At 41.1% G+C, this 22,629-nt stretch carries 10 protein-coding genes; all 10 read left to right on the forward strand.

The window, feature by feature from the left end; genetic code table 11:
• Positions 1-282: 282 nt before the first annotated feature.
• The 10 genes from H7U17_RS09935 to H7U17_RS09980 all read left to right on the forward strand — a co-directional run bounded on the left by H7U17_RS09935 (position 283) and on the right by H7U17_RS09980 (position 22,391).
• Positions 283-1,425 (forward strand): endo-1,4-beta-xylanase, encoded by a 1,143-nt coding sequence (locus tag H7U17_RS09935; RefSeq protein WP_186756543.1) that lies wholly within the window; start codon positions 283-285, stop codon positions 1,423-1,425.
• 61 nt (positions 1,426-1,486) lie between these two features.
• Positions 1,487-2,590 carry a glycoside hydrolase family 43 protein gene (locus H7U17_RS09940; protein WP_186756544.1) on the forward strand — a complete coding sequence of 368 codons (1,104 nt, stop codon included), beginning with the start codon at positions 1,487-1,489 and terminating at the stop codon, positions 2,588-2,590.
• 329 nt (positions 2,591-2,919) lie between these two features.
• Positions 2,920-5,796: a glycosyl hydrolase 115 family protein gene (locus H7U17_RS09945; protein ID WP_186756545.1), complete on the forward strand. Its 2,877-nt coding sequence runs from the start codon at positions 2,920-2,922 to the stop codon at positions 5,794-5,796.
• Positions 5,797-5,801: 5 nt separating this feature from the next.
• Positions 5,802-7,790 carry a sialate O-acetylesterase gene (locus H7U17_RS09950; protein ID WP_186756546.1) on the forward strand — a complete coding sequence of 663 codons (1,989 nt, stop codon included), beginning with the start codon at positions 5,802-5,804 and terminating at the stop codon, positions 7,788-7,790.
• A 719-nt stretch (positions 7,791-8,509) separates the two neighbouring features.
• Positions 8,510-9,031, forward strand: coding sequence for a DUF2199 domain-containing protein (locus H7U17_RS09955; RefSeq protein ID WP_186756547.1), 522 nt, complete (start codon positions 8,510-8,512; stop codon positions 9,029-9,031).
• Between the two features lie 131 nt (positions 9,032-9,162).
• The gene (locus H7U17_RS09960) at positions 9,163-9,654 is read left to right on the forward strand and encodes an SRPBCC family protein (protein WP_186756548.1); all 492 of its coding nucleotides are present in this window, start codon (positions 9,163-9,165) and stop codon (positions 9,652-9,654) included.
• A 36-nt stretch (positions 9,655-9,690) separates the two neighbouring features.
• Positions 9,691-10,146, forward strand: a complete 456-nt coding sequence (locus H7U17_RS09965; protein ID WP_186756549.1) for a hypothetical protein — start codon at positions 9,691-9,693, stop codon at positions 10,144-10,146.
• A gap of 687 nt (positions 10,147-10,833) precedes the next feature.
• Positions 10,834-12,561 carry a tetratricopeptide repeat protein gene (locus tag H7U17_RS09970; protein WP_186756550.1) on the forward strand — a complete coding sequence of 576 codons (1,728 nt, stop codon included), beginning with the start codon at positions 10,834-10,836 and terminating at the stop codon, positions 12,559-12,561.
• 100 nt (positions 12,562-12,661) lie between these two features.
• Positions 12,662-12,811: a hypothetical protein gene (locus H7U17_RS09975; RefSeq protein WP_186756551.1), complete on the forward strand. Its 150-nt coding sequence runs from the start codon at positions 12,662-12,664 to the stop codon at positions 12,809-12,811.
• 181 nt (positions 12,812-12,992) lie between these two features.
• On the forward strand, positions 12,993-22,391 hold the full coding sequence (locus H7U17_RS09980; protein WP_186756552.1) for an MBG domain-containing protein: 9,399 nt from the start codon (positions 12,993-12,995) through the stop codon (positions 22,389-22,391).
• The last annotated feature ends 238 nt before the right edge of the window (positions 22,392-22,629 follow it).

The following is a 22,629-nucleotide window of genomic DNA, read 5'->3' on the forward strand; positions in this document are numbered from 1 at the left end:
GCAATTGATGTCAATGCTTCTTAACTATATTGTTTAGTAATTTTCACCAAAAGTTCATTTATAGGTAATATGAGCTAAGTTTTTATAAGGGGCAGTAGTTTTAAACTGTTTGATATTTAAGCGAGTGATTTTATTTAAACTGTTGATTTACAGTTTGTTGTATGTGTTTGTGATACTTTTAAATTGATTTTGTTTGGTTTAAGTTTGTTTTGTATCCAGATGATAAAAAAGTGTTTTGTTTGGATAGATCAATGATAACCCAATAATAATCGTGTATTACATATGATGAGTGCTTTATTGAAAAGAAGTTCTTTAGTCGGTTTAATATTTATTTTATTGAGTGGCTTTAGCACAAATGACCAACTTGGCTTCAAGGAGGTATTTACAGATGATTTTTATATAGGATCGGCATTGAGTTTACGGAACATTAATGTCGATAATAATAAGGTGAAGCAAGTACTGTCTAAGCATTTTAACAGTATCAGTCCCGAAAATTTATTGAAGTGGCAATCAGTTCACCCAAGACCTAATGATTATTTTTTTGAATCCGCAGATCGATATGTTGAGTTAGGAGAACAGCTTAATATGTTTACTGTAGGACATACACTGGTCTGGCATAATCAAACGCCTTCATGGGTATTTAGAAATTCTGATGGAGAATTGCTGGACAGGAATGCCCTGGCCAAGCGTATGGAAGGGCATATAGAAACTGTAGTGGGAAGATATAAGGGTAGAATACATGGCTGGGATGTCGTGAATGAAGCTTTTACAGATGATGGAGAATACCGCAAGTCTAATTGGTATAAGACAATTGGTAAAGATTTTATCAAAATGGCTTTTAGAAAGACCAAGGAAGTAGACGCGGAGGCTGAACTATACTATAATGATTATAATCTTTGGAAACCTCGAAAGATAGATGCAGTGATAGGCCTAGTGAAACAAATGAAGACGGAAGGTGTGCCTATAGACGGGGTAGGAATGCAAGGGCATTATGGGCTTGAAACCCCAACATTAGAGCAAATTGAAGCATCCATAAAAAAGATAGCGGATCAGGGCTTAAAAGTAATGATTACTGAGTTGGATATTGATGTATTGCCTAATCCCACCAATAGGCGTGGTGCTGATATCGATGATAATTTTGATTATGAACCACAATATGATCCCTTGAAAAATGGGATTCCTGAGGAAATCAAGGAAAAATTGGCCCAACGTTATTTAGAACTTTTCCAATTGTTCCAAAAATACAGGTGGGCAATATCCAGGGTGACCTTCTGGGGAATACGTGACCAGGATAGCTGGTTAAATAATTGGCCCATCAGAGGCAGGACTGCTTATCCCTTAGTATTTGAAAACGATTACTCCATAAAGGAGGAAGTGATAAAACAAATTAAAATTCTCAAAGATCAAGATGAAGCAATGCTTTGATCAATTTGAATATATCGAATACGGACTATTATATCAAACCTATAAACCAATTAAAGGAATCATGAGATATCCAATATTAATCACGCTTGTTGTCATTGCAGGAGGCATTGTTTCTGGATGTGGAAGTGGAAATTCAGTTGAGACAAAAAAGGAGTTTATTTCAGAGACTGAGGAAAGTGTTAAGTTTCTAAACCCGCCCTTGATCAAGGAAATTTACACTGCAGATCCTTCAGCTCATGTTTTTGATGGTGATATTTATATATATCCTTCTCATGATGTGGAATCTAAAGTGGAGGAAGATGATTCCGGGGCACAATATAATATGAAGGATTATTTTGTCTTTTCCTTGGATAGTGTGAATGGTCAGGTGGTTAATCACGGTAAGGTTTTGGATGTCAGTGATGTGAAGTGGGCTAAGAGGCAGATGTGGGCACCGGATGCAGCAGAAAAAGACGGAAAATATTACCTCTATTTTCCTGCTAAGGACCATGAGGATTTATTCAGATTAGGAGTTGCTGTTTCAGATGATCCAGCAGGTCCATTCCTGCCTGAGGAGGCTCCGATGAAGGGTAGCTTTAGTATGGACCCGTCTGTTTTTCAGGATGATGATGGTCAATATTATATCTATTGGGGAGGAATTTGGGGCGGTCAATTGCAAAAATGGAGAACTGGTGAATATGTTTCAACAGGGGATAGTCCATATGATGATGAACCCGAAGATGATGAGCCTGCTATTGCACCAAAAGTGGCCATGCTAAGCGATGATATGTTGCAATTTAATGAGGCTCCGAGAGATATTGTCATTTTAGATAAGTCAGGAAATCCTATAACAGCTGGGGATCATGAAAGGAGATTTTTCGAAGCCTCTTGGATGCATAAATATAAAGGAACTTACTATTTCTCTTATTCAACGGGCGATACACATAAGATCGTTTATGCCACGGGAAATAATCCATACGGTCCTTTTACATACCAAGGGGTAATATTGAATCCAGTACAAGGATGGACCAATCATCATTCCATTGTTGAGTATGAGGGACAGTGGTATATTTTCTATCATGACACGGAACTATCAAATAAGAATTATTTAAGGAATGTCAAGATGAGCCCGCTTCGTCATTTGGAAGATGGTAGTATAGAAATGATTGATCCTATTAAAAAATAATGGATCATAAAATACTGGGTCCTCATAATGGTTTGTGGGAGGTTTTACATGGGGTTTGCCACTTGCAAACCATATGAGGTCAGCCAGTGAATAGAGAAACAAAAAATAAAGGAATTAGTAGCTAAGCAATAGGTGATTTAATTAGCAACTAAAAAGAATTAATATCCATTGGATTAAAAACATTAACACTGAACCATAGAAAGGTTTGGGTTAAAATAGGGTTATACATAACAGAAAATCAGGAGAGTTTCTCTCCTGATTTTTTCTTCAAGAAAAGATGAATAGCATGTCATTTTCCAGGATTTTAAATGATGATTGAATAAAAATATATGCTTGTATTTAATAAAAGGTCAATTTTGTTCATTTGGTTTGGACTTTTACTTGCCATACCTTCTTTGAAGGCAAGACAATTGGAGGAGATAGTTAGTTTTGAATCAAATGATTTTGGTTTTGAATTGGTTGGTACAAATGGTCCTTCTGCTATTTTGTTGGATAGTGAAGCTGATGAAGGTGTGAAAATAGCGACTGATAATTTTTTAAAAGATATTCAAGCAGTTAGCGGAGCCTCTCCAAAATTATTGGATAAATTAGAAGGAGAACGGTCCCGAATTGTAATTATCGGTACCATTGGGGAAAGTAGTTTAATCAATGAATTGATTGAAAGCCATAAATTAGACATTAGCGATGTAGGTGGTAAATGGGAAAACTTTGTCATTCAGACCATTCAAGATCCATTTCCGGGCTTAGAGGAAGCTTTGGTGATTGCAGGGAGTGATAAGCGGGGGACAATTTTTGGTGTTTATGAGATGTCACAACAAATAGGTGTCAGTCCTTGGAACTGGTGGGCAGATGTCCACATAGAGCAAAACAAGTTTATTTTTATCAAAAAGGGAAGGTATAGTTTGGGAAGTCCGGCGGTAAAGTACAGAGGTATTTTTATCAACGATGAAGCACCAGCTTTAAGTGGATGGGCCCATGAGAAATTCGGTGGATTTAACCATAGGTTCTACGAAAAGGTCTATGAATTGATTTTAAGGTTGAAGGGCAATTTTCTTTGGCCGGCCATGTGGGGGCGATCCTTATATGAAGATGATCCTCTTAATCCAGTACTCGCAGATAAATATGGTGTGGTTATCGGTACTTCCCACCATGAGCCTTTGATGCGTGCCCATGTGGATTGGGCCAAACATGGAGAAGGTGAATGGGATTATACCAAGAATGATAAGAAATTAAGGCAGTTTTGGAAAGAAGGTATAGAGCGGATGGGAAGCCTCGAAAGTTTGGTGACGATTGGGATGCGTGGAGATGGTGACGAGGCGATGAGTGAGGAAAGTAATGTGGCTTTACTGGAAAAGATAGTTGAGGACCAGCGTGAGATCATTGCAGAGGTCACCGGAAAGCCAGCACATAAGACACCTCAGGTTTGGGCCTTATACAAAGAAGTACAGGAATATTATGACAAGGGTATGCGGGTACCAGATGATGTGACCTTGTTACTTTGCGATGATAACTGGGGTAATGTCCGGAAGCTGCCGAAAATTGGTGAAAAACAGCATTCCGGTGGTTATGGTATGTATTATCACTTTGACTACGTAGGCGGCCCCAGGAATTACAAGTGGCTCAATACCAATCCTATTCCGCGAATTTGGGAACAAATGCACCTGACCTATAAACATGGAGTGGATAAAATATGGATTGTCAATGTGGGGGATATCAAACCAATGGAACTACCCATTAGCTTCTTTTTGGATTATGCCTGGAATCCCAACTTGTGGCCGGCAGAAAGACTACCCGAATATACCAAGGAATGGGCGAGAAAGCAGTTTGGAGAGAAATACAGTAAAGAAATTGCCGGGATTCTGGACCTATATACAAAGTACAATGGCAGGAGGACGCCAGAAATGCTTGATCAGTACACCTACAGCCTTAGCCATTACCAAGAAGCCGAAAGGGTAATAGCAGATTATAAGGTTTTAGTCAGTAAAGCTCACACTATTTATGAGGAATTGGAAGCACAATACAAACCTGCTTATTATCAATTGGTTTTGTTTCCAGTTCTAGCCTGTTCCAATTTACATGAGATGTATTTGGAAGTGGCTAAAAACCAGCTTTATGCTCAACAGGGCCGTGCCCTGACCAATGATATGGCGAAAAAGGTGGAAGAGCTGTTTGCTCGCGATGCGGAATTAACTCGCTACTATAACGAGGAACTTTCGGATGGTAAATGGAATCATATGATGGACCAGAACCATATTGGCTATACTTATTGGCAAGAGCCAAAAGCCAATGTCATGCCGGAAGTAAAACGCATAGAATTGCCTGTATCGGGAGGTTTAGGGGTCGCTTTATCAGAAGGAAGGATGTTTTATCCGCAAGACAAGAAATTAGTGTTGGAAGATATGAGTCCCTACCAAACTAATGACAATCATATTGTGCTTTTTAATCGTGGTAAATCACCTATCCAATTTGAGGTCCAAAAGAAGCCCAATTGGCTTATACTGGATAAGGCCAATGGTAGCCTTAATGAGCAAGAGAAGTTGACCATAAAGGTAGATTGGGAAAAACTTCCTTATGGAACAACGGAAGGAGAGTTGAGTATCAGGTCTGGCAAAGAAAAAGTGGTAATACAGGTTCCTGTTAACCGTTTTGAAGTGCCTGAAGACTTTACGGGGTTTGTGGAGAGCAACGGTTATATATCGATGGAAGCAGATCATTTTACTTCGAAAGAAGAGATCACGCCGGTGAGTTGGCAGATTATTCCTGGTTTGGGTAAAACCGGTTCTGCGGTTACAGCTTTTCCAGTGGCCTATGAAACTCAGAATACAAATGATCTCAAGCACCATATTTCATTTGATGCTTATTTTACATCTTCAGGTGAAATTACTATCCACACTTATCTGTCGCCAACCTTGAATTATAAAAATACAGTAGAGGGGCTAAGGTTTGGAGTTTCCATTGATGGGGAGGAACCGCAGATCATCTCCATGCATCAGGATGAAAAACCTGGAACTTGGGACAAATGGGTCGGCGAGAGTATCAATATCAAAAGCAGTAAGCACCATATCAATCAGCCTGGAAAGCACCAAATAAAGATATGGTTGGTGGACCCTGGCGTAGTGTTCCAAAAAATAGTGGTGGACACTGGGGGGCTTAAAGATAGTTATTTAGGACCAGAGGAAAGTTTTTTTAGAATAACTAATCAATAAAGGAGATGAAAATCTGTTTGAATAGAAGTTCAGTTGTTTGTCTAATTATAATATTGGTCCTTAAAGTTCAATGGGGATTTGCGGAGGTGAAGTTGCCACATTTGATTAGTGATGGAATGGTCCTACAAAGGGATCAAGAAATCCGTATTTGGGGTTGGGCAGATGCCGGAGAGGTGGTGAAAGTGGATTTCGAAGGAAAAAGCAAGGCTGTTACGTCTAGTGGTGATGGAAAATGGGAAGCGGTTTTTCCGGCGATGAAGGCAGGAGGGCCCTATGTGATGGAAATTTCCGGAAATGCTAGTGTTATTTCATTGAAGGATATCTGGCTGGGGGATGTGTGGATTTGCTCAGGGCAATCAAATATGGAGCAGACCATGGCAAGGGTAGCTCCGATGTTTCCCGATGAAATAAAAAATGCGAACAATCCTAAAATACGTTATTTTGATGTGCCGGATGCCTATGATTTTTCTACTCCCCAACTCGATTTAAAGGGAGGGAATTGGGTCGCTGCGGATCAGGAAAATATCAAACAGTTTTCTGCTGTGGCTTACTTTTTTGCACAAAAAGTTCACCGGAAATATGGGATTCCAATAGGCTTGGTCAATGCCAGTGTGGGAGGCTCACCGATTCAATCATGGATCAGGGAGAATGAGCTTAAACGTTTTCCTGAGGATTACGAGGAAGCCGTTCGTTTTCAAAACCCAAATCTGATCAAAGAGATAGAAACTCAGGACCGGGACAATATGCGGAATTGGCATCTTGAAGTAAGGAAAAAAGATAAGGGGTATGCGGATCAGGCCCTGACTTGGCTTGATGCTAAATACCATCCAGAAAAGTGGAACGAAATGAAGCGATTGGATATGTTTCCGGTAGAAAATGGGAAACGTCCCGAAAATGGGGTGTATTGGTTCCGCAAGGAATTTTTTCTGGAGCCGGAAAATGTAGGAGATTTAGAGGCAAAGTTACTTTTGGGAACCATAGTGGACAGTGATTCGACATATATCAATGGCGAATTAGTGGGGACTACTGCTTATCAGTACCCTCCCAGAAGATATAAGGTTCCTAGAGGAGTTTTGAAACCTGGAAAGAATATTTTGGTGGTCCGAGTGATCAATGAGCGGGGCAGAGGAGGCTTTGTCAAGGATAAGCCCTACCAACTGGAAGTGGGAGAGGAGATCATCGACTTGAAAAATGACTGGAGCTACAAGCAAGGGGCAGTTATGCCACCTATGCCAGGACAGACTTTTATTAGATTTAAGCCTTTAGGACTCTATAATGCTATGATAGCTCCTTTACAAGAATTTACAGCAAAGGGAGTGCTTTGGTACCAAGGGGAATCCAATGCTGGTCAGCCTCATAAATATGAGGATCAAATGGTTTCTTTGATTGAAGGCTGGAGGAAATCCTGGGGGATACCAGATTTACCTTTTCTGTTTGTACAACTTCCTAATTTTATGGCTCCTACGGATGACCCACATTCAGGAAACTGGCCTGAGCTGAGGGAAGCCCAAAGACAGACCTTAAAGGTTCCCCATACGGGAATGGCAGTGACCATAGATGTGGGTGAAGCCAATGATATCCATCCATTGGATAAAAAGACAGTAGGGGAAAGATTGGCCTTACAGGCTTTTAAAGTAGCCTATGGTGAAAAAGATGGTCCCTTTTCGGGCCCTGCTTTAAAACAGGTAAAAGTGAAGGGAAGTAAAATAATTCTTAGATTCAATGAGATAGGGAAAGGAATACATACAAAAGATGGTAAACAACTCAAAGGGTTCGCAGTAGCAGGAAAGGGACAAAAATACCAGTGGGTAAATGCTAAGATTGAAAGTAAGAAAGTTATTTTGGATTGCTCGGGTATTATACAACCCAATAAGGTTTGTTATGCCTGGGCAAATAATCCAACAGAGGCCAATTTGATCAATGAAAGGGGATTGCCTGCCTCTCCCTTTGAAGTTGTCATAGGTGATCCTCGGCAATCCTTGTATGTGGATTGAAAAGTAAATTAAATCAGTCATTGTAGAAATTTAATTTTAACGAGAATAATTGATGTCAAATATAATGGGGTAAGTGGTTTTAAGGTTTCAGGGAATTTAAATTCTTAATGTTACTCTTATTTAGGATTAGTGTTTATGTTATAGAATTGCTTGAATTTGATTGCAGCATTGTGATATCTTTTCATGTTTTCTTGATCCCAAAACCACTTCCCCATTTACTACTAGTACTTACCCAATTTTTTTTATAAAGACAATTAGTGTTGGGATTGTAGGTGGGAAATTCTTAGAGGAGCTTAGGCTTATGGGACTGTAATTGCTTGAGGTCAGCAAAAAGTAGACTGTTTATAAAGATGAATTTATAATAGAGGTTCAATAAATTTATTAAGGTCTTTAGGCAATTAGTAATTATCAAAGTTAAAGGGGCAATACTCCGACAAAAAGGGAGGTGATTCGCTCCAAAAGTCTTTAAAACGAGTGTTTTGAAGGCTTTTTTGTTTTTTATACCTAAAAAACATTGAGGAGCATGGTATCACAGCAGTAGCAATTAAGTATATTTAAAAAATAATGCGCCCTCAACTTTTGTTAACGGAATTACAGCGAATTTGACAACCTTTAGGTCTACTCGGAATTCCTAAGGTCATTGCTATATTCAAATACATTAACTTTTTTCTCCTAAATGAAGGTCATATAAAACTAATAATCCGCAATTGTAATCTAAGATGCTCTGGAAAAAGAAAAATATTAAATGTCCAATTTGCGGAATAGTCCATCAGGAATTACCTGCTTTTGGGTTTCCCTTTCCCTATTATTACAATATTCTAAGCGAGCAAGACAAGCAAGAGTTGGCAGAAATAAATGATGACTTTTGTATAATTAATCACCCTGAACAAGTAGATCGGTTTATTAGGACAAACCTAAGGATACAAATCAATGACGCTTGTGAAGATTTAGATTATGGCATTTGGGTTTCATTGAGCGAAAAGAGTTTTAATGATTACAAATCAGAATTTAAAGATAATATTGGGGGAAAATTATATTTTGGAATGATAAGCAATGAAATAGAGGATTACAATGAAAGTACACTTGGACTTCATGTTAATGTTGTAACAAAAAGCAATGGAATCAGACCTGAAATTATTCCTCATCAAGCTGACCACCAACTAATCAAAGAATGGGAACATGGTCTGACAATTCAGGAAGCTCGACAGCGGATAGAAAAATTGATAAAAAGTGTGGGATAAGGATTACATAGGTTGAAGACCAAGCGATAGGATAGGGATGGTCCATTAGATTTGTTTATTGCCGACAGTAATGTGTTTATCTATTGGTAAAAAATGCCCTAAGCGTATCTTAAATTAAAAATAAAATTTCCATGCCAGTTATAAATCTTGAAACCCACATAAAAGCTGACATTGAAATTGTTTTTGATCTATCCAGAAGTATTGATCTTCATAAAATATCGACTGAACATACTAATGAGGAAGCAATTGCCGGAAGAACTGCAGGGTTAATTGAATTAAATGAAATGGTAACATGGAGAGCAAAACATTTTGGTATCTATCAAACGCTTACATCGAAAGTATCGCAATTCGAAAGACCAACTTTCTTTATTGATGAGCAAGAAAATGGAATATTCAGATACTTCAAACATGAACATTTTTTTAAAACTACAGATGAAGGAACTTTAATGACAGACCGTTTTGATTATAAATCTCCACTAGGCATTTTAGGAGTATTTGCAGACAAAATTATAATAAAAAAGTACATGACCGACCTTTTAATAAGGCGAAACAACATAATTAGGGAATTCGCAGAATCAAACAAATGGCAAGAGATTTTAAATAAGAAAAGAGAGATATGGTAACAAATTTTTAGATTGGCCTTTTTAGGTACGGATTATATGGACTTAAAGGCTAAAATTAAGACTTTTGTCTTTACGGCTTTGATTTTAATGATCTTAGGGGTTTTAATAACCAGAGGTTGCCGTTTTGATTGGAATCCTCATTACCTAGACAATAATGCGATAAAGATTAACAAGAAATTGTATTCACCCGATAGTTCAATTGCAGTCGTATATTATACATTAGATGTGGGTGCTAGAGGTTACAGACAGTATAAATCTATCCTCAGAGAAGAGGATTATGATGACGAACTTACGACATTCAATGTACCACCAGAAATGGTAGTTGTTAATTGGGTGGATAATCATAATTTGAAGGTGGTATATGACCTAAATGAAATTTATGGATTAGGGGGAATACACACGGATCTTGATTTAACCAAGGACACTATAATTATAAATGGAATTAAGTTGATAGTCGCAGAAAGAAAAACTAAAGAAAGTTATGTTCCATGATTTATTAATGGGAAGAGAATAACTGATGATTGTATGGACCTCTCATAAATTGAAGTCCTCCGACTGGGCAAAGTATATCACTTCACCTAAATATCCTGGGAATTTGCAATTCCCATTTACGGATTTTATCGTTGTCGTTAGATTGTTGAAATATATAACATTTCCAAGAATTAATTTACCCGAAGGCAACGTATCCCCAAGACATCCCCTAGGTATATGGTAGAAAGATGTAAGGGAGAAGGGGGGCAGCAATGCTATTAAGTTAAGAGAGAAATTAACCGCAGATAAATGATTTATCTGTATATCCGCAAAGACACCAGTAGCTTATTGTAAATAAGGTATTCTTTCAGTAAGAACATGAAAATCCAAAGAAACGATATTTTATTTCGTGCAAACCTGTCTTCAGCCAGATAGATCTGTGGAATCTCCCGATAAATCTGGACAGGCTGTGAGAAATGAGTTTACTGGTGTAATAAGGAAAATCTTTATTACTAATATTATCCATGTTTATCTGTGTCCATATGTGTCTAACTTAACAACATTGAGGGGGGAAGTGGGGGTGGAAAAGGTGGAGCCGGAAATTTGGATTAAAATAATCAATTGCACCCATTGCAAAAGTGAGGGAAATTCGGGATTTTTTATTTTCTTGCACCTTTCATAAAGAGTTGGATTTTTAAAAGAATAATTTTGGCGTTTTTCATCCGATCAACCCAATTGAAGGGTTTTGTTTTGGTATCCCTTTTATTGGTACTGATTTCTACTCAGGGCAAGGCCCAATATTCCAAGTTGCTTCATAAACCACATATTGAGCAAAAGGAGATATTATCTGATTTATATCTTAGTGCCAGTGACGGCGGTCTTCCTTTCAAAGCTTTTGCTGACACAATAGCAGGGATGCGTGAACTAGCAATAAAAGAAAAGGATCCTAACTTGTTGATGGAAGCAGATCTGTTGGAAGCTTTTTATAAAGTCTCTAATGGATTGGGAACGGTGGATCTGTTGATACAGGTTCAAAAGGAAAGTAAAGCAAAAGGGTTTCAATATATTGCCAGTAGAGCTGCCAATGCCATCGCAGGATTTTATTGGGGGGATATGGAATTTCAAAAATCCATTCATTGGCACCTTCTCCTAGATGAGCTGATCAGTAAAATGACCATTGAAGAATTTCCTGACAAAGCCATCTTCCTCCAGCAAATCGGAAATGATTTCTTTTTTTTCGGAGATTATAATAAGTCAATTTCCTATTTTCGAAGAGTGGCGGAGCTACCATTGGATGAATTTTATATCTACGCTTATCGACATTCATTCAATAACCTGGGGCTTTCTTACCGTGAAATCGGCAATTTGGATAGTTCAGACTATTATTTTGAACGCTTGTTGGTGCATGCAGATTCCACTTCTGAACAGTGGGTAGGGATAGCCTCCGGAAATTTGGGATTTAACCATTTTATCAGAGGGGAATTTGATGCTGCAATTCCCTATTTAGAAACCGACATCCGGATAGCAGAACAATTTAAAGATTTTGGTTTGGCAGTGGGCTCATGTATTCCTTTGGCAGACCTCTATGTACAGCAGGGAAATCTATCCAAAGCCAAGGGTTATATTGCAAAGGCCGAAGATTATATCCACCGCTCAGGAGAAACGGATAGGTTCGCAAAGCTATATCCTGTCATGAGCAAATGGGAAGCAGCCATGAATCATCCCCAGCTGGCAACTGCCTACCTGGATTCTGCCCTTATTTTCCAAAAAAGAATTAGTGAGAAATTCAGTGCTCTCAAGCTAATGAGGGCAAATCAAGAAGTAATGGCTAGCAAAAGGGAAAGGGAAATTCTAAAACTACAAGACGAGGCGAAAAGAAATAAAATGACCCGGAATTTTATTATTGGAGGCTTGATATTATTGTTGGTTGTCTTTTTGGTGGTATATCAAATTCAGGATGGACGAAACAAAGCAGAACGAAAGCTGAAGACCGTTGAGCTGGAGCAGACGCATCTGCAATTGGAAAATGCCAGAAGCCAGCTGAAAACCTACCTCAATAAAATCAATGATAATTCTAGAATTATTCAGTCGCTGGAAAAATCACAGCCTACAGCTGTGCAGCAGAAATTACTGGATGAGCTTAAGAAAAGTACTATTTTGACAGAGGTAGACTGGGACTCATTTCAGAAGCAATTTGCCAAAGTTTTTCCTGGTTTGATTGCAGACATGCAAAAAAAATATCCTTCTCTTTCACCAGCCGAACTTCGTTTTTTGCTTCTTACCAAATTGGAAATTCCAAAAGGCCAAATCGCAAATGCCTTGGGGGTTTCTCCGGCATCTCTTCGTGTGACCTGGTATAGAATCCGAAAAAAGCTGGATTTGCCCAAAGATTTTTCAGCTTCCCAATTTTTCGAAAAGTTCGTTTCTGAGTCCTGAAGGCCTGTTTTTTCGTTTGTAACGCTTTTGTAACGCCCCAGAATGTCATTTTTTGGAAGCTTGGAACTATGTTTAACCCTTTAGTTCAACTTGTTCTCAAATGTCAAAACGCAAATCAATCCTTTGGTGGGCAATTTTACTGTTGGTGGTAGTTGGATTTTTGGTCTACTGTTTTTTTGAGAAAAAGGAAAGAGAGATAGAAGAAAACATTCAACAATTAGAAAAAACTGATGGATTCAATTCCGAATAAGCTCTCCAATTTTTTGTTAAAAAAATGGAGTTATTCCACGCTGGGTTCAGCTTTCAAAAAGCTATTTCATGCGGTTTCCATGGTGTTGCAGTAAAACTACCAAAAGCGCTGAAATAGGCTTCCACAGAATATGGCTGCGTCCAAAAAAACTGACGTCTTATTGATTTTACATTTAAATTCCATGAAAAAATTTTACTCTTATCACCATTTAAAATGGATTTCCACTTTATTAATTTTCCTGTTTTCAATACCATCTTTATTGGGTCAGTCTTTTGAAGAAAATTTTAACGATAATAATATTGTCCGTTCTTCAAATTTCACCAAAAAACTAGCTGATGTTCAGTTTGATTTTATTTTTATTGGGGGGGATAGGGATGGAGGGGTTTTCGATTGGTCGGGCCGAAATGGAGAAGCGGATTCCCCATCGGTTGACCTTTATTCCAGTAATGTAGATGATAAGACTGAAAGAGTAATCATTAAAAGGCAAGATGGGAATCCTTTTATTTTCACTAGTATTTTTATAAATAATGAAACAGGTAATCCTGTTACAGTCCAAGGATATCATGGAGCAAATGCGGTTGGCTCTCCCCAAATTGTAGGCTGGGCAGAATCTGCAACCTTAAATTTTTCAAACATTATAGTCACTGAAGTTAGTATTACTTCGAATGACTTCTTCGGTACTTTTATTGATGCATTTAGGGGAGAAATCATCACAAATACTCCGCCTACTGCTTCCAGCTTTACAGCTGCCAATGGCCCTTATGAGAATTTGACTTATGCTTTTTCAACATCAATGTTTGGATATTCAGACCTTGACGGTGATCCGCTTGGTCATATTTTGATTGAATCTTTGCCTGCTTCAGGGATTTTGTTTTTGGATCTTAATGACAATAATAAAAATGATTCAGGAGAGGAAGTCAGTGTCAATGACCAAATCAGTAAAGCCGACCTGGATGCTGGGAATCTTCAATACATTCAAAATGGCTCTACCAATACTTCATTTCAATTTGAGGTGAATGATGGAACGGTTAATAGTTCAGGGAATTATGTTGCGAATCTAAATGTCAATCCGGTTCCAACAGTGACACTTTCCCTTACTCCAACGTCAAAAAATGAAGCCATTACCACGACAACCGAAATCAAAGCCACCCTTTCCAATATTTTTGGAGCTCCAGTAACGGTGAACTTAGGTTTCAGCGGTACAGCAATTGGGTCTGGGTTGGATTATTCGGTATCTGGAACTTCAATTACCATCAATCCCGGGAATACTACTGGCGTCATAAATCTAACCAATCTTCCAGATGCCGTGTATGAAGGGAATGAAACCATCATCATTGATATTAATTCTGTGACGAATGGGGTTGAAAATGGGGTTCAACAGCAAACATTTACAATTATTGACGATGATACCGCACCAACTGTTTCGCTCGAAGTAGTGGATTATTGGAATCCTATTACTGATGAAAGTGGCGGTTATGCTTTTGTTAGGGGGAAAATTGATGCAGTAGTAGGAACGTCAATAACTATCCCTTTAAGCTTTTCAGGAACGGCGGTTGAAGGAACCGATTATGAAACTACTGGTGCCACGATTACCCTATCTCCAGGACAAACCATGGACAGTATTCGGGTGAAATCCCTTTTGGATGGAATAGAAGAAGGAGATGAGACCATTATTATTGATATGGGTGCTCCGACCAATGGAATTAAAGGCAGCCCGGATCAGGTGACTTTGACCATCAAGGATGAAGATTTGGCTGCACCGAAGGATTATACCGTAGAAATTAATCAGGATCCGATTACTCCATCCACTTCATCCAATGTCAGTTTCAGTTTCACCAATGCCGAAATCGGTACGACTTATAATTATCAATTTGTGTCCTCCGCTGGAGGAAGTAGTGTTTCGGGATCAGGAACGATAATTTCAGCCAATCAAACCATTTCCAATATTGATCTGAGTGGAATGAACGATGGCACAATTACACTTTCTGTTGATCTGACAGATATCTACAATAATACTGGTGCTACAGTCGAGGTTACTGCAAGTAAATTGGCTAGTGATCCTCCTTTCATGACAGGGCTTCCGACGGATATTGCTGTGGTTGAGGGAGTAGCAAGCAATATAGATCTGTCAGGAACTACTTTTGGGGATCCAGATGCGGCAGTTGATGATATTTTGGATATTTCCTATTTGGCTTTGGGAGGCACCCTTTCATTTAATCCTGGAGTTGGTATCACAGTCAACCAGACTGTTCCTGGATCATGGAAAACATCAGGTACTATTTCAGACTTAAATACCTACCTGAGTGATCCAGCCTCTATTAAGTTTACCAGCAATCCAGGGGTAATTGGAGATAATGCCGGAAGTATTGACTTAACAGGGTCTGATGGACTAGTAGGAGGGGCACTTGGTACAATTAACATAGATGTAGAGCCGCAGATTTCAATTTCAGTCGATGATGTTTCGGTGGCTGAAGGTGATGCCGGCACTACCAACCTTCAATTTACAGTTTCTTTAAATGCTCCGGCTCCAGCAGGAGGTGCGACAATTGACTATGCCACTTCCAATGGATCTGCGATAGCCGGATCGGATTATACCGATGTTAGTGGAACCTTGAATTTTGCAATTGGAGAAACCAGTAAGACGATTGATGTGCCTGTTTCTGGAGACGCTGAAGTCGAGGCCAGTGAAATATTTACATTGACTCTTAGCAATCCTAGCGGAACAGGAATTGCGCTTGGAGATGCTACAGGAACAGGATTGATTTTCAATGACGATTTCAAAAAAGCGACCAGGATCTATTGGGCTAATCGTGAAAAGATTCAATCTGCTAAGCTAGATGGTTCGGATATACAAACAATTGCAACAGGTCCATACTTTGGAATTCGTATTGATCACGAAAATCAGAAGCTATATTTCAATGAGCTCAGCGGTGATATTTTGAAAGCGGATCTGGATGGATCCAATGTAGAAACCATCGTTTCCGGAGCTGAAGCAACTGGAATTGCATTAGATTTGGTTAATAACAAAATATACTGGACACAATATAATAATCATAAAATTGCAAGAGCCAGCCTGGATGGTTCCAATGTGGAAGATGTAGTTGCATCAGCTGATGCTCCTACTGGGGTATGGGTTGACAATTACACCAACAAAATATATTGGGGTGGTTATTATTCAGATAAATTTTTCAGATCAAATTTAGATGGTACGAATATAGAAGTTGTGGTCTCGAAAACAGGCTTTCCATGGTCAGTTCAGGCAGATGCTTTAAATGGTAAACTATATTTTACGGATAATGATGAGTTAGGAAGAGCCGATATGGATGGATCCAACATTGAAATTCTATATAATTATGGAACTTCGCTAGGAATGGATCTTGATTTGGAAGCAGGTAAAGTATATCATGGAGCAGCAGGAATCCGAATGGCAAATTTGGACGGAACTAGTAAAGCGGAAATAATACCTTATGCTTCCTCAGGTGGCGTTTATGGAATTGCACTGAGTACCGAGGAAATTGAGGTTTCTGTCTCTGTAGACGACGCAAGCATAGCAGAAGGAAATTCAGGGAATACTACCTTAACCTTTACTGTAAGTCTGGATAATCCTGCATCGGCAGGCGGCGCAACAGTTGATTATGCCACATCCAATGGATCAGCGATAGCCGGATCTGATTATACAGCAACAAATGGCACACTAAGTTTTGCAGAAGGAGAAACGAGTAAAACTGTAGATATAAGTATTTCAGGTGATGAAACAGTGGAGCTAGATGAGACGCTTACGCTTACCCTGTCTAACCCGACGGGGACAGGAATAGTAATTGGAGATTTTACTGGTGAAGGAACAATTCTGAATGATGATGCAGCCGCAGTTACTATAGCAGAAGTGAGCGGAAATGAAGATGATGGAGCAATAACCTTAACGGCCACATTAGACAATGCTGTCCAAGGTGGATTTACAATAGATGTAAGCACTGCTGATGGTACGGCCACTGTTGCCGACAATGACTACACTGCCGTGACCGGTCAAACCTTAACCTTTGCAGGTACCTCAGGTGAAATCCAGACCTTTACTGTGACGCCAACCCTTGATTTAGTACAGGAAGTGGATGAAACTTTAACTGTTTCTCAATCCAATTTAGCCGGTACCAGTCTGGCTGTGGATATTTCAGATATTGCTACAGTCACGATTTTGAATGATGATTTCCCTCCTTCGGGATATACAGTGGCTTGGGATGATAATTTGATCAATTCTACTGAGGCCTTAAATACATTCTTTACAGTCTCTAATGCAGAAATAGGCACCACTTTATTTTATTCCATTTCCAGTAGTGGAGATGGCAATACTGCCACTGTTACCGGTAGTAAAGCAGTAGTTGATCTTAACGAAGTTGTCAATGTTGATGTGAGTTCTTTGGTTGATGGACTCTTGACTGTAGAAGTTTATCTTCAGGATGCAGGTGGAAATAATGGGAATAATACCTCTGATAATTCTGCTGTTTTGGATAAAAACCCGCCTTCAGCACCAAGTGCTCCTGATTTGACTCCAGCAAGTGATACTGGGTTGAGCGATTCGGATAATATTACCGCTGACAATACCCCGACATTTACCGGGTTCACAGAACCAAACGCTACGGTCACTTTTTATGCCAATGCAACAGAATTAGGTTCAGCTACCTCTGACGGAGCGGGGCACTGGACTTTTACCCCTGCAAGTGCTATTGCCGATGGCACTTATGACATCACTGCAATAGTTACTGATTTAGCTGGAAATACAGGGATAGCTTCCTCTGCTTTGAGTGTAACGATTGATACCATGTCTCCAGATAGTCCAATCAAAGGTGGTATAACAGATGATACCGGAGTCAGTAATACAGACAATATCACCTCCGATAATACACTGATATTTGGTGGTACTTCAGAACCAGGTTCAATGGTAAGCTTAAGTATTGGAGGTATTGGAAATATTGGAACGACGACTGCTGATGGAGCAGGAAACTGGACGTTTGGTTATACTGGTACTGTTCTTTTAGATGGCACTTATGAATTAACCGCTTATGCTACAGATTTGGCAGGGAATATCGGGGCAGTATCTGGTGTATTGGATATAGTTATTGATACCCAGGCTCCAGCTATTCCAAGTGTACCGGATCTGGCACCTGCATCTGATTCTGGAGTGTCTGATTCGGATAATATTACTAATGATTTGACCCCTACAATTCAAGGAACAGCGGAGCCCAACTCCACCCTGGTTTTATTTAATATTGATTTGGGCGAGGTTGAAATTCCTGTAGATGCATCTGGAAATTGGTCTTATACCTATGGACCTGCCTTAGGTACGGGTCTAACATTCTTTGTGGCTAAAGCCGTTGACCTGGCTGGAAATGAGAGTGCTAATTCGAATCGCCTGGATATTGTAATTGATGATACCGCTCCACTTGCAGCAGTGGAAGACCCTATCATCCAACTGGATGCCAACGGGAATGCCTCTTTGGTCCCCAGCGATATCCTGTTGAATGTATCAGACAATATTACTTCTGAATCGAATATTACCTTGGCATTAAGCCAAGACAGCTTTGATTGTTCGGATGTCGGTACCGGTTCGATTATCCTCAATGCTACCGATGAAGCCGGGAACACCAGTTCCTGGGAATCTTACACAACGGTCCGTGATGAAGTTGCACCAACCATTGTGGCCAAATCAGCTATTACGCTGAATGTGGATGCCTTTGGAACGGTTGACTTGACTGCAGCTATGATTGATGAAGGTTCTACCGATGCCTGTGGAATCCAGTCCCAGGTATTGAGCCAAACTTTATTCGACAGAACTGATGAGGGTGCCAATAATATCACCTATACGGTAAGCGATGTCAATGGAAATGATGCCCAGGTGAATGTCGCTGTTACAATTGTTGTAGTTCCAAAAGTGTTGGATATAGCTGTTGATGCAGGACAGAGCAAGGTGTATGGAGAGGGGGATCCTGTTTATACCTTTACTGCCACAGGCTTTGAAGGAGGAGATGATATTTCGATTCTGACTGGAGCTCTTTCAAGAGTTCCAGGAGAAGATGCAGGTACCTATGTAATTAACCTTGGGACCCTTGATGCAGGACCTAACTATAAGGTCAACTTTACAAGTGCGGATTTTGAAATAACCGAAGCAGCCCTGACGGTAACTGCGGACGATCAAAGCAAGGTTTACGGTGAAACTGATCCCGCTTTGACCGTTAGCTATTCAGGTTTTGTAAACGGCGATGATGCAACTGCCCTGGGCGGCACTCTGGATGTTAGCAGAACAGCAGGAGAAGATGTAGGGAACTATACAATCACTGCCTCAGGCTATACCTCTGGAAACTATACCATCAGCTATGAGGACGGCAGCTTTGACATTACCCAAGCAGCCTTGACGGTAACGGCTGATGACCAGAGCAAGGTCTACGGAGCAGCAGACCCAAGTTTAACAGTAAGTTATTCAGGCTTTGTGAACGGCGATGATGAGACTGCCCTGGGCGGAACGCTTGATGTAAGCCGTGCAGCAGGAGAGGATGTAGGGAACTATACAATCACTGCCTCAGGCTATACCTCTGGAAACTATACCATCAGCTATATGGACGGCAGCTTTGAGATCACGCAGGCAGCCTTAACAGTAACAGCCGATGATCAAAGCAAGGTTTATGGAACAGCTGATCCAGCCTTGACCGTTAGCTATTCAGGTTTTATGAACGGCGATGATGAAACAGCCCTGGGCGGTACATTCAATGTGATCCGAGCAGCCGGCGAGGATGTAGGCAATTATGCTATCACTGCCTCAGGCTATACCTCTGGCAACTATACGATCAGCTATGTTGACGGCAACTTTGCAATTACCCCAGCAGCCTTGACCGTTACCGCTGATGATAAATCCAAAGTTTACGGTGATGCTGAGCCAAGTTTAACAGTGAGTTATTCAGGTTTTGTGAACGGCGATGATGAGACTGCCCTGGGTGGCACATTGGATGTAAGTCGTGCAGCCGGAGAAGATGTAGGCACTTATGCGATTACGGCATCCGGGTATACTTCGTCGAACTATACCATCAGCTATGTGGACGGGAGCTTTGAAATTACCCAAGCAGCCTTGACTGTCACCGCTGATGATCAAAGCAAGGTTTATGGAACAGCTGATCCAGCCTTGACCATTTCCTATGCAGGCTTTGTAAACGGCGATGATGAGACTGCCCTGGGTGGCACATTGGATGTAAGCCGTGCAGCTGGAGAGGATGTGGGCACTTATGCGATCACGGCATCCGGTTATACTTCGTCGAACTATACCATCAGCTATGTGGACGGGAGCTTTGAAATTACCCAAGCAGCCTTGACTGTCACCGCTGATGATCAAAGCAAGGTTTATGGAACAGCTGATCCAGCCTTGACCGTTTCCTATGCAGGCTTTGTGAACGGCGATGATGAAACTGCTTTGGGTGGCACATTGGGTGTGAGTCGTGTTTCCGGAGAGGATGTGGGCACTTATGCGATCACTGCCTCCGGTTATACTTCATCGAACTATACGATCAGCTATATGGATGGCAGCTTTGAGATCACGCAGGCAGCCTTGACGATAACTGCTGATGACCAAAGCAAGGTTTATGGAACAGCAGATCCAGGCTTAACGGTAAGTTATTCCGGCTTTGTAAACGGCGATGATGCGACTGCTTTGGGCGGCACCTTGGATATAAGCCGTGCAACCGGAGAGGATGTAGGGAACTATACAATCACTGCCTCAGGCTATACCTCTAGCAACTATACGATCAGCTATGTAGACGGCAGCTTTGAAATCACCAAGGCAGCCCTGACACTTACTGCTGATGATAAATCCAAAGTCTACGGAGATACTGAGCCAAGTTTAACAGTGAGTTATTCCGGTTTTGTAAACGGCGATGATGAAACTGCTTTGGGCGGCGCACTGGATGTGAGCAGAGCAGCCGGAGAGGATGTGGGCACTTATGCGATTACTGCCTCAGGCTATACTTCCTCGAACTATACCATCAGCTATGTGGACGGGAGCTTTGAGATCACGCAGGCAGCCTTGACGATAACTGCTGATGACCAAAGCAAGGTTTATGGAACAGCTGATCCAGCCTTGACCGTTTCCTATTCCGGCTTTGTGAACGGTGATGATGCAACTGCCCTGGGCGGCACATTGGATATAAGCCGTGCAGCTGGAGAGGATGTAGGGAACTATACAATCACTGCCTCAGGCTATACCTCTAGCAACTATACGATCAGCTATGTAGACGGCAGCTTTGAAATCACCAAGGCAGCCCTGACAGTTACTGCTGATAATCAGTCCAAGGTTTACGGAGATACTGACCCAAGTTTAACGGTTTCTTATATAGGCTTTGTTAATGGCGATGATGAGACTGCCCTGGGCGGCACTCTGGATGTTAGCAGAACAGCAGGAGAGGATGTGGGCACTTATGCGATCACTGCCTCCGGTTATACTTCCGGTAACTATACCATCAGCTATATCGATGGCAGTTTTGCAATTACCCCAGCAGCCCTGACAGTTACTGCTGATGATAAATCCAAGGTGTATGGTACCGCAGATCCTTTATTGAGCTATACCGCTTCCGGTTTTGTCAATGGTGACGATGAAAGCATCCTTAGTGGCAGCCTGAGCAGGGCTGTAGGAGAAGACATCGGAGTTTATGCCATTGAGCTGGGCAGCCTGTCTGCAGGGGAGAATTATAATATCGTTTACCAGCCGGCAACACTCAGCATACAGGGCAGGAAGATCGAAGAGGTCTACGAACCTGCTGCGGTTACCGTTGACTGGGGAGTGGCCGTGGATGGCATCATGCTTCCTGAAACGGTACTGGTAAGGACCGAGCAGGATGAGTTGATCAACCTGAACGTGAACTGGAATACCTCACCGATAGATACCAGGGCAAGGGGAGCCTACCGCATCACCGGGCTGCTTGAACTTCCGGGTACGGTATTGGCCGAGGATGTACCCGTACCGTTCATGTTCGTGCACGTCAATGCCAAGCCTGCCCCAGCGGACCTTGTCCTTGACAATAACAGTTTTGAGGCCCAGAACGGCCCTGTAGCGATAGGCAGTATCACGGTGGTGGACCCAGTGGATAACCAACATGTTCTGGAGCTTGTTTCCGGATCAGCGGACAATGGCCATTTCTCCCTTTCAGGCAACAGCCTGTACTGGGACAGCCAGGAAGCACTGGCGGGCAGGACTTCGTTCGATATAATGGTCCAGGTAACGGACGCGGATGGAAATATCGTTCAGAAATCCTTCACCATCACCAGGCTGAGAAAATCCCTTGACGATATCGAGGTGTACAATACCTTCAGTCCAAACGAAGATGGCAGGAATGATACTTGGGGTGTTGAGGAGCTCAGGTACCAGACAGGCGTGAGGATCATGGTCTTTGAAAGGAGCGGCAACAGGATCTTCTATACCGAGAACCCTGAGCTAAGATGGGACGGCACCTATAAGGGCAAGGAAATGGCACCTGGTACCTATTTCTGGGTGATAGAATCCAGTGAGGACGATAAGGTACGTAGGGGAATCCTTAACCTGTTGAGATAATGAAAAGCTATTGTCGAGAAATGAATAATTGTTTTGCAAAGAGAAAGCCAAGCGGTAAAATGAAAAAGGTTTTAGTTTATACATTGATATTGCTGCTGTCTGCACCTATGCTGGTACAGGGGCAGTCGAGGAAATATATCAGCCAGTTCAACTTTTTCCAGAGTTATTATAACCCTGGACTGACCGCCTATGAGGGCAGTGCGCTGAGGGGCTTTGTCCGGAACCAGTGGAGCGGTTT

The sequence above is a fragment of the Echinicola salinicaeni genome (genome assembly GCF_014280965.1).
Lineage (GTDB): Bacteria > Bacteroidota > Bacteroidia > Cytophagales > Cyclobacteriaceae > Echinicola > Echinicola salinicaeni.

What these genes read in the sequence shown, in the direction of transcription:
- H7U17_RS09980 (WP_186756552.1), top strand. Translation starts at nt 12,993, where the DNA reads ATGAAAAAATTTTACTCTTATCACCATTTAAAATGGATTTCCACTTTA.
- H7U17_RS09960 (WP_186756548.1), top strand. Translation starts at nt 9,163, where the DNA reads ATGCCAGTTATAAATCTTGAAACCCACATAAAAGCTGACATTGAAATT.
- H7U17_RS09965 (WP_186756549.1), top strand. Translation starts at nt 9,691, where the DNA reads ATGGACTTAAAGGCTAAAATTAAGACTTTTGTCTTTACGGCTTTGATT.
- H7U17_RS09955 (WP_186756547.1), top strand. Translation starts at nt 8,510, where the DNA reads ATGCTCTGGAAAAAGAAAAATATTAAATGTCCAATTTGCGGAATAGTC.
- H7U17_RS09975 (WP_186756551.1), top strand. Translation starts at nt 12,662, where the DNA reads ATGTCAAAACGCAAATCAATCCTTTGGTGGGCAATTTTACTGTTGGTG.
- H7U17_RS09945 (WP_186756545.1), top strand. Translation starts at nt 2,920, where the DNA reads ATGCTTGTATTTAATAAAAGGTCAATTTTGTTCATTTGGTTTGGACTT.
- H7U17_RS09940 (WP_186756544.1), top strand. Translation starts at nt 1,487, where the DNA reads ATGAGATATCCAATATTAATCACGCTTGTTGTCATTGCAGGAGGCATT.
- H7U17_RS09950 (WP_186756546.1), top strand. Translation starts at nt 5,802, where the DNA reads ATGAAAATCTGTTTGAATAGAAGTTCAGTTGTTTGTCTAATTATAATA.
- H7U17_RS09935 (WP_186756543.1), top strand. Translation starts at nt 283, where the DNA reads ATGATGAGTGCTTTATTGAAAAGAAGTTCTTTAGTCGGTTTAATATTT.